Raw genomic sequence first — 8,473 nt, 5'->3', positions numbered from 1 at the left:
GTTGTTCCCCATGTGCGACCACGCAGTGATCGCCGCTTGTGTCTGATTCAAGTTTTTGCGGGATGTTCCGCAGACAAAGAAGACGAGTGATCGGAGTCGCGCGACCGGGCGCACGTGCTCCGGCTACTTAGTGGCTGGTTGCACCGAAAACAGCCTTGCATTTCACGCCCGAAGGCATGTCCAGTTCTGGATTGGGCAAGTCGAGAAACACCACGAAGGTTCCGCTGGCTGCATCGACGATCCGATCGATGCCGGAAACCTTCGCGGCATAGACCTTGCCGGGCTGGATTTCCGAGGTCACTGCGGCGGACATGCCCAGCTTCTGTTGTCCGAACGACTGCATCGGCATCACGACCCGGACACGCAGCGGATCGAGCTTGGCCAGCTTGAGGATCGCGTGTTTGGTGGCGCCGGGTTCGACTATTTCGCCGGGCCACATCATCTGGTCGACGACGACGCCGTCGAAGGGACTGTGAATGGTGCGCAGATCGATTTCGCTGTCGCGTTGCTCGTACTCCAGGCGTGCCACCTCGCGGTTTTCCTGGGCGACTTTCAGTTCGGCCTGGGCCTGCTTGAATTCCGCTTCGGAGTCATCGCTGTCCTGCCTGGACATCAGGTTCTCCGCTGCCATGTCGCGGCGGCGTTCGAATTTTCGCTGGGAGAACTCGATCTTGCTTTGCGCCAGCTGGGTCGGGCCTGACAGCTGGGATTTGTAGCGGGCAAGTTCGAGGGCGGCCTTTTCGGCGTGGGAGTCGAGCGTGGCCAGCACCTGATGCTTCCTGACGCGATCGCCACGTTTGACCATGACCTGCGCGAGCAGGCCGGCAACCGGGGTTCCCAGCTCGACCGTCTGTGCGGGTTCGATAAGGCATTCGTGGGAACTGGTGGCGAGCAGGGCTGGCGCGTACAGCATCATTGCGATGCACGACGGCATCCAGGCCCACAAACAGCGCCACGCCAACAGGAGCCTGCGAAGGCCCCGGTTTTGAAGAGTCATTCCGTTGTTCCCCTTGTTCCCCCGAATCACTGGGCGATGCAGAGAGTGATCTGCTTTCGCCGCCCGCCAAAGTACTGTCTCGCACTACCTCTGGCAATAGGAAATTGCCGGGGTGACCGTTGCGGCGCCGTGCAGTGGGCAGGCTGTCTTGCGGGGCTTCGTATCCCAGCCGGGTCTTTCGAATGTCGGCGCGACGAATCCAGTTCGCACGGACCTGCCCAATCCGTCCGGCGTACGGGAACAAACGAAAAAGGCCACCCGTGAAGATGGCCTAAATCGCGAATTCTTGGTCGGGGAGACAGGATTCGAACCTGCGACTTCTACGTCCCGAACGTAGCGCTCTACCAGGCTGAGCTACACCCCGTGGGAAGCCGCGTATCTTAATCGCGGATCGGGAGCTTGGCAACAGGTTCGATGCTCCGGTCGACAAACGTGCTGGGGAAGGCTGATGGCGTTCTGTTAATCTTGACGGCTGCCGTCGCGCGCTCCCGCGCCAGACGGAATATTCCCACCGTCAGTAGAGGATTCCATGGCGCTTACCCCGGCCCGCACCATGCCCGGCGTGCTCGAGTTGCTGCCGCTCGACCAGATCGCGTTCCAGCGCATGCTCGACGTGATCCGCCGCAACTACGAGCGTTTCGGCTTCCTTCCCGTCGAGACGCCGGTGATCGAATACTCCGACGTGCTGTTGACCAAGACCGGCGGCGAGACCGAGCGGCAGGTGTACTTCGTGCAGTCCACCGGCGCACTGGGCAAGGCCGACGAGGGTACGCCGGAGCTGGCGTTGCGCTTCGACCTGACCGTGCCGCTGGCGCGCTACGTGGCCGAGCACGAACGCGACCTGAGTTTCCCGTTCCGCCGTTACCAGATGCAGAAGGTGTATCGCGGCGAGCGCGCGCAGCGCGGCCGTTTCCGCGAGTTCTACCAGTGCGACATCGACGTGATCGGCAAGGACGCGTTGTCGGTGCGCTACGACGCCGAGGTCCCGGCGGTGATCTACAGCGTGTTCCGCGAGCTGGCGATCGGGCCGTTCACCATCCAGCTCAACAACCGCAAGCTGATGCGCGGCTACTTCGAGAGCTTGGGGGTAGTCGGCGGCGAACAGCAGATGCTGGTGCTGCGCGAAGTGGACAAGCTGGACAAGCGCGGCGCGGACGCCGTGCGCACTACCCTGACTGGTGAGGCCTTCGGGTTGGCTGCCGACGTGGTGCAGAAGATCCTCGCCTTCGTGCAGGTGCGCTCGACCTCGCTGCAGGACGCGCTCGACAAGCTCGACGTACTTGGTGCCGGCCCGGAGGCGATGGAGCAGGGCCGCGACGAATTGAAGGAAGTGTTGAACCTGATCCGCGCTTTCGGCGTGCCGGAAACGCACTACGCCCTGAACCTGTCGATCGCCCGCGGTCTCGACTACTACACCGGCACGGTCTATGAGACCACCTTGAACGATCATCCGCAGATCGGCTCGATCTGCTCGGGTGGCCGCTACGACAACCTGGCCGGCCAGTACACCAAGTCGCACCTGCCCGGCGTCGGCATCTCGATCGGCCTGACCCGGCTGTACTGGCAACTGCGCGATGCGGGCCTGATCAACACCGCCGCCAGCACGGTCGATGTACTGGTCACCCAGATGGATGCGACGCAGCTGCCGGCCTACCTGGCGCTGGCCGGCGAACTGCGCGGCGCCGGCATCGCCACCGAAGTGGTGCTGGAAGGCGGCAAGCTCGGCAAGCAGTTCAAGTACGCCGACCGTGCCGGTATCCGTTTCGTGGTGGTGCTGGGCGAGGAAGAGATCGCCAAGGGCGTGGTCACGGTGAAGGATCTGCGCCGCGAGGATCAGTTCGAAGTGGCGCGCAGCGAACTGGTCAAGACGCTGCGGGTGGAGCTGGAGCAGGCCGCGGCGATGGGGTGAGTGCCACCTTCCCGGTGATCCATGACAGACGACGCAATCCATCCATGAGGCAGCAGTGAGCACAACCGATACCATCGTCCTCGACGGCAACAGCCTCACCCGCGCCCAGTTGGTGGCGGTGGCACGCCACGGCAACAAGGTTTCACTGGCCCCCGCCGGACTCGAGCGCGTGCAGCGCGCTGCCGATTTCCTCGCCGCCAAGGTCAGTTGCGGCGAACCGACCTACGGCGTCACCACTGGCTTCGGCAGCAATGCCGACAAGCTGCTGGGCGCGCATCGTGTGCGCGATGAACTGCCCGGTGGCAATCCGCATGCGTCCGAAGGGACCCTGCTGGAAGAACTGCAGCACAACCTGATCATCACCCATGCGGTATGCGTGGGTAAGCCGTTCGGCGAAGACGTGGTTCGGGCGATGTTGCTGATCCGCATCAATACGCTGATGCGCGGTCACTCGGGCATTCGCGTGAGCACGCTCGAAGCGCTGACCGCGATGCTCAACGCCGGCGTGGTGCCGGTGGTTCCGGAGAAGGGGTCGGTGGGAGCCAGTGGCGACCTGGCGCCGCTGTCGCATCTGGCGATCGTGCTGCTTGGCGGTGGCGAGGCGTTTTATCGGGGCGAGCGGATGCACGGCGCCGAGGCGCTGAAGCGCGCCGGGCTGGCGCCGATCCGGCTGTCGTTCAAGGAAGGCCTGGCGCTCAACAACGGCACCGCGCAGATGCTGGCGACCGGCGTGCTGGCGCTGGATTCTCTGGAGCGGTTGCTGGATACCGCCGACCTGGCCGCGTCGATGACGCTGGACGCTTTTGCCGGCCGCAGCGGCGCGCTGCGTCCCGAAGTGCACGCGTTGCGTCCGCATCCTGGGCAGGTGGAAACCGCAGCGCATGTGCGCGACTTGCTGGCCGGTTCGACCTTGGTGGATATTCCCTATCACCTGGTACCGCGCTTCAAATCCTGGAGTGCCGAGGCATGGAGCGAACCGGACGACCAGGCGCTCAGCTTCGACATCGGCTGGGACTGGGTGCCGGTCAACCAGCGTCATGGCCGCGAAGCGTTCTACAGCCGCTTCCTGCCGTTCAAGGGCGGCAAGAAGCACCAGCCGCAGGATGCCTACAGCCTGCGCTGCATGCCGCAGGTTCACGGTGCGGTGCGCGATGCGTGGGCGCAGGCGTGCCGGGTGTTCGACATCGAGCTGAACGCGGTCACCGACAACCCGTTGATCTTCCCGGACAACGAGGGCGCGCAGTTCATCGAGGAGCAGGTGATCTCGGCCGGCCACTTCCACGGCATGCCGCTGGCGCTGGCGATGAGTTATGTGAAGGCGGCGATTCCGGTGCTGGCGTCGATCTCCGAGCGCCGCCTCAACAAGCTGGTCGATTCGGCCACCAACGACGGCCTGCCAGCCTTTCTCACCGGCAACGAGGACGGCACCGATTCCGGCTTCATGATCGTGCAGTACACCGCCGCTGCCCTGGTCAACGACCTGGCCACGCGGGCACATCCGGCCAGCGTGTATTCGGTGCCGACCAGCGCGAACGCCGAGGACCACGTGTCGATGGGCGCCAACGAGGCACGCCACGTACTCGAGATGATCGACGATCTCGGCCACGTGCTGGCGCTGGAGCTGTATACCGCGGCGCAGGCGCTGGATTACCGCCAGGCGATGTTGAACGCGGCGCGTCGCCTGGCGAGCCGCGGTGGCTGGCAGGCGCTGGCGGCGAAAATCAGCAACGCGCCGCGCGAAGACCAGTCGCACCACGCGCAGTTCGTCGCCGAAGTGCAGCAGCTTGGCGCTGCACTGGCCAATGCGGAGGATTTCCACGCCGGCGCCGCCGTGTGCGAGGCCCACGCGATCCTGCGCCAGCACATCGGCTTCATTCATCGCGACCGCGCGATGGACGGCGACGTGCGTGCGATTTGCGCGCTGGTGCAGCAGGGCGCGTTCCGTCATCAAGCCTCTTCAACGGAGCCAAGCGCATGAGCCTGATCCAGACCCCGGTGTCCTACGGCGAATTGATCGACAAGATCACCATCCTCGAAATCAAGTCGCGCCGGATCACCGACGACGCCAAGCTGGCCAATGTGCGCAACGAGCTGGATCTGCTCAACGCGACCTGGGCCAACGATGCGGCTTCGCAGACCGATGTTTCCGACGAGCGCGCGCGCCTGCTGGCAGTGAACGAACTGCTGTGGGATATCGAGGACAGGATCCGCCTGAAGGAGCGTGCGCAGGAGTTCGACCGGGAATTCATCGAGCTGGCGCGTGCGGTCTATTTCCGCAACGACGAGCGCGCCGCGTTCAAGCGCGAGATCAACCTCAAGCTCGGATCGCAGTTGGTCGAGGAAAAGTCGTACCAGGATTACCGACAGCAGAAGTGAGGGAAGAGGAGTGAGAAACGAGAGAAAGGCTCGCAATCCGTAGCTCTTCTCTCGTTTCTCATTCCTCTCCGCTCACTCCTCGCTCTTCGCGGCGGCTTCGAAGCGTTCGATCACGTCGTCCACGCCGATCAGGTCCATCACGCCGGGCTTCTCGATCTTGCTGCCCCACGGGATCTCGCTGGCCGGTTTGCCCAGGTACTTGCGCGCCGCTTCGTCGTATTTGTCGACGCACCAGCGGCGGTCGGAGTAGGGGCCGGAGCGGTTCGGATTGCTTGCCGCGTGCAGGCCGAGCACGCGGGTGCCCACCGCGTTGGCCATGTGCATCGGGCCGGAGTCGGGGGTCAGCAGCAGCTGGGCGCGACCGAGCAAGGCCAGCAGTTTCTTCAGCGTGTCCTTGCCGGTGAGGTCCAGCGGCGGCGCTTTGCATGCCGCCAGCACGGCGTCGGCCATTTCGCGCTCGAACGAGGACGGGCCGCCGACCAGCGCCACGCGCCAGCCGCGGGAGGCGGCGTGGTCGATCACCGCGGCATAGCGCTCCGGCCGCCAGTTGCGCAACGCGTGGCTGGAGGTGGGGCTGACCAGCAGGGTGGGCGTGTCGCCGGGCAGCTGTTCGGCGGCCCAGGCGTGGGCCTCGTCGGGAACCGGGATGTCCCAGCGTACTTGGGTCTGCGTCAGTCCCAGCGGTTCGCAGAAGCTGCCGATCGCGTCGAGCACATGCTCGCCGGTTCGCGCCGGGATGCGTTCGTTGACCACCAGGCCGTGCAAGTCCTTCGCGCGGGCGTGGTCGTAGCCGATGCGCCGGTCGGCCTTGATGCCCAGGCTGAGCAGGTTCGAGCGCAGCGCCACCTGCATCTGCAGCAGCGCGTCGAAACGTCGCCCGCGCAGCGCCGCATGCACGGCGCGCATGCCGGCCCAGCCGGCGGCCTTGTCGAAGGTGACGAATTCCACGTCCGGCAGGTCGCCGACCAGCTTGCGCTCGAGTTTGCCGACAACCCACGTCAGCGAGGTGTGCGGCCACGCCTCTTGCAGCGTGCGCACCAGCGGCACCACGTGCGTCACGTCGCCGATGGCGGAGGTGCGCAGCAGGCAGATCGAGGAAAGGGTTGTCATGAGGCCTGGGTTAGAATCGGTGACAGTCACCGGGCATGATGATGCAGGAACGAATCAACAGCGATGCCGAAGGCGCGATTCTGTTCGACGCGGCGGTGTCGCTACAAGTCGGACATGAGTGGTTTGCCGCGGATTACTGGCGCGACCGCGATGCCTTGCGCACGCAGTCCGGTGGCCGTGGCGGCGTGGCGATCATCGCCACGCCGGCGGGCGAATGCGTGTTGCGCCACTATCGTCGCGGCGGCTTGGTCGCCACGCTGATGGGTGATCGTTATTTGTGGACTGGCGCCGATCGCACGCGGCCGTTCATGGAGTTTCGCTTGCTGGCCGAGATCGCCCGGCTTGGGTTGCCCGGGCCGGCCGTGGTTGCCGCGCGTTACTGCCGGCATGGCCCGTTCTACGGCGCCGACCTGATCACCCGCCGCATCGCCGATGCACAGACGCTGGCCGAGTGCCTGGCGGCAGGACGGCTGGATGGCGAGCTGGCGGAGGAGGTCGGGGCGCTGGTGGCGCGCTTCCATCGCGACGGCATCTGGCATGCCGATCTGAATGCGCACAATGTGCTGGTGGCGCCGAACGGACTGTATTTGATCGACTTCGATCGCGGTCGCCAGCGGACGTCGGCGGTGGCGTGGCAGCGGGCCAACCTGTTGCGACTGCGCCGTTCATTGCTCAAGCTCGGGGCAGTCGGCCAGGATGAGGCGACATTCGAGAAGAGCATCTGGCAACCGCTGCTGTATCGCTACGGGCGTACGCTCAACCCATGAACTGGCATCTGAACTTTCTCGGCGTGGGCGCCGCCCACGCGGTGGCATTGGGCTCATCAGCGGTGGTGCTGGAGCGTGCCGGCGTGCCTTTGCTGCTGGTCGACTGCGGCCCCGACACGCTCGACCGCTACATGGCGGCGTACGACGCGTTGCCGCCGGCCGTGTTCATCACGCATACCCACATGGACCACGTGGCCGGACTGGAGCAACTGTTCATCCGCCTGTGGTTCGACCCGCACCTGCGCGGCACCACCCGGCTGTTCGTCCACGCCGCGCTGATGCCGTGGCTGCAGGCACGGGTCGCCGACTACCCCGGTGTCCTCGCCGAGGGCGGCGCGAATTTCTGGGAAGCGTTCAGGTTGGTGCCGTGCACGCGTGGCTTCTGGCTGGACGGGCTGTGGTTCGACGTTTTCGCCACCCGCCATCACGTCCCCGGAACCTCATACGGCTTGGCACTGAACGGCAGCTTCGTCTATACCGGCGACACCCGGCCGATCCCGGAGGTGCTGGCGCGCCATGCCGGTAGCGGCGAGCTAATCGCGCACGACTGCAGCCTGGTGGGCAACCCGTCGCACACCGGCATCGACGACATCGAGCGCGAGTATCCCGATGCCTTGCGCGCCCGGCTGCTGCTGTACCACTACGGCAGCGAGGCGGACGGCACGGCGCTGGCCTCGCTCGGTTACCGCATCGCCGGTCCGGGCGAGCATGTCGCCTTGCACGCCCCGGCGGAGCCCCGGGCCGACGCTGGCTGAATCAGCGCCTGTTCGCTTGCCTGTATGGGGCCCTGACGCTATTCTTACCGACTCTTTGATGGCTGGATTGCCGGCAAAGAGGATTTCATTGCGGAGAGGTGTCCGGGTGGTTGAATGAAGGGTGCCGCTGGAGTTGTGTATAGGGTAAAACCTATCGCGGGTTCGACAAATTCGTCTGGAACGACAAGGACAGCCGCCAGAGAAGTTCCGAACGCCAGTGAGGGGTGAGGCTCAGGATGAGCCGAACAATCCCGCTCGGTGAGCGTGGTGCGAAAAAGTTATACGGAGAGGTGTCCGAGTGGTTGAAGGAGCACGCCTGGAAAGTGTGTATAGGGTAAAACCTATCGCGGGTTCGAATCCCGCTCTCTCCGCCAGAATTCGAGTCATGCGACGGCCTTGCTGGCCGGCGCAGCAGTAAACCAAGCATTATTGCTTGACGTCCATGGTGGCCCCGTCGGTCCCCCCGCGACGATAGTTCGCAAACTCCGCCAGGTCCGGAAGGAAGCAACGGTAGCGAATGGTTCGGGTGCCGGGGTGTGGCTGGCGGGGCCGCCGCCAT

7 protein-coding genes, 2 tRNA genes and 1 other RNA gene are annotated in these 8,473 nt (G+C 64.9%); 7 read left to right on the top strand and 3 right to left on the bottom strand.

Annotation, left to right across the window (positions count from 1 at the left end):
• Window positions 1-127: 127 nt before the first annotated feature.
• Window positions 128-1,027: an efflux RND transporter periplasmic adaptor subunit gene (locus tag CIW53_RS14085; RefSeq protein WP_149365353.1), complete on the bottom strand. Its 900-nt coding sequence runs from the start codon at window positions 1,025-1,027 to the stop codon at window positions 128-130.
• A gap of 257 nt (window positions 1,028-1,284) precedes the next feature.
• A tRNA-Pro gene (locus CIW53_RS14080) sits at window positions 1,285-1,361 on the bottom strand.
• Between the two features lie 165 nt (window positions 1,362-1,526).
• On the opposite strand from CIW53_RS14080, the gene hisS reads away from it, so the two are divergent.
• The 3 genes from hisS to CIW53_RS14065 are packed head-to-tail and all read left to right on the top strand — an operon-like array spanning window position 1,527 to window position 5,282.
• The gene (hisS, locus tag CIW53_RS14075) at window positions 1,527-2,906 is read left to right on the top strand and encodes a histidine--tRNA ligase (RefSeq protein ID WP_149365352.1); all 1,380 of its coding nucleotides are present in this window, start codon (window positions 1,527-1,529) and stop codon (window positions 2,904-2,906) included.
• Window positions 2,907-2,961: 55 nt separating this feature from the next.
• Window positions 2,962-4,884, top strand: a complete 1,923-nt coding sequence (locus tag CIW53_RS14070; RefSeq protein WP_149365351.1) for an aromatic amino acid ammonia-lyase — start codon at window positions 2,962-2,964, stop codon at window positions 4,882-4,884.
• Window positions 4,881-5,282, top strand: coding sequence for a DUF6165 family protein (locus CIW53_RS14065; RefSeq protein WP_149365350.1), 402 nt, complete (start codon window positions 4,881-4,883; stop codon window positions 5,280-5,282). The genes CIW53_RS14070 and CIW53_RS14065 overlap by 4 nt, the downstream gene beginning before the upstream one ends.
• Window positions 5,283-5,354: 72 nt before the next feature.
• Here CIW53_RS14065 and CIW53_RS14060 read toward each other — a convergent pair whose 3' ends face one another.
• Window positions 5,355-6,392, bottom strand: coding sequence for a glycosyltransferase family 9 protein (locus CIW53_RS14060; RefSeq protein ID WP_149365349.1), 1,038 nt, complete (start codon window positions 6,390-6,392; stop codon window positions 5,355-5,357).
• A 35-nt stretch (window positions 6,393-6,427) separates the two neighbouring features.
• Here CIW53_RS14060 and CIW53_RS14055 point away from each other — a divergent pair, with 35 nt between their 5' ends.
• The 4 genes from CIW53_RS14055 (at window position 6,428) to ffs (ending at window position 8,463) form a co-directional block, all read left to right on the top strand.
• Window positions 6,428-7,159 (top strand): 3-deoxy-D-manno-octulosonic acid kinase, encoded by a 732-nt coding sequence (locus CIW53_RS14055; protein ID WP_149365348.1) that lies wholly within the window; start codon window positions 6,428-6,430, stop codon window positions 7,157-7,159.
• The gene (locus CIW53_RS14050) at window positions 7,156-7,914 is read left to right on the top strand and encodes an MBL fold metallo-hydrolase (RefSeq protein WP_149365347.1); all 759 of its coding nucleotides are present in this window, start codon (window positions 7,156-7,158) and stop codon (window positions 7,912-7,914) included. The genes CIW53_RS14055 and CIW53_RS14050 overlap by 4 nt, the downstream gene beginning before the upstream one ends.
• Window positions 7,915-8,198: 284 nt before the next feature.
• Window positions 8,199-8,288: transfer RNA gene (locus CIW53_RS14045), tRNA-Ser, on the top strand.
• Between the two features lie 78 nt (window positions 8,289-8,366).
• Window positions 8,367-8,463: signal recognition particle sRNA small type (gene ffs / locus CIW53_RS14040), an RNA gene on the top strand.
• The last annotated feature ends 10 nt before the right edge of the window (window positions 8,464-8,473 follow it).

The sequence above is a fragment of the Rhodanobacter sp. T12-5 genome (assembly GCF_008329435.1).
Taxonomy (GTDB): Bacteria; Pseudomonadota; Gammaproteobacteria; order Xanthomonadales; family Rhodanobacteraceae; genus Rhodanobacter.
This window is presented reverse-complemented; position numbering and strand designations above follow the sequence as displayed.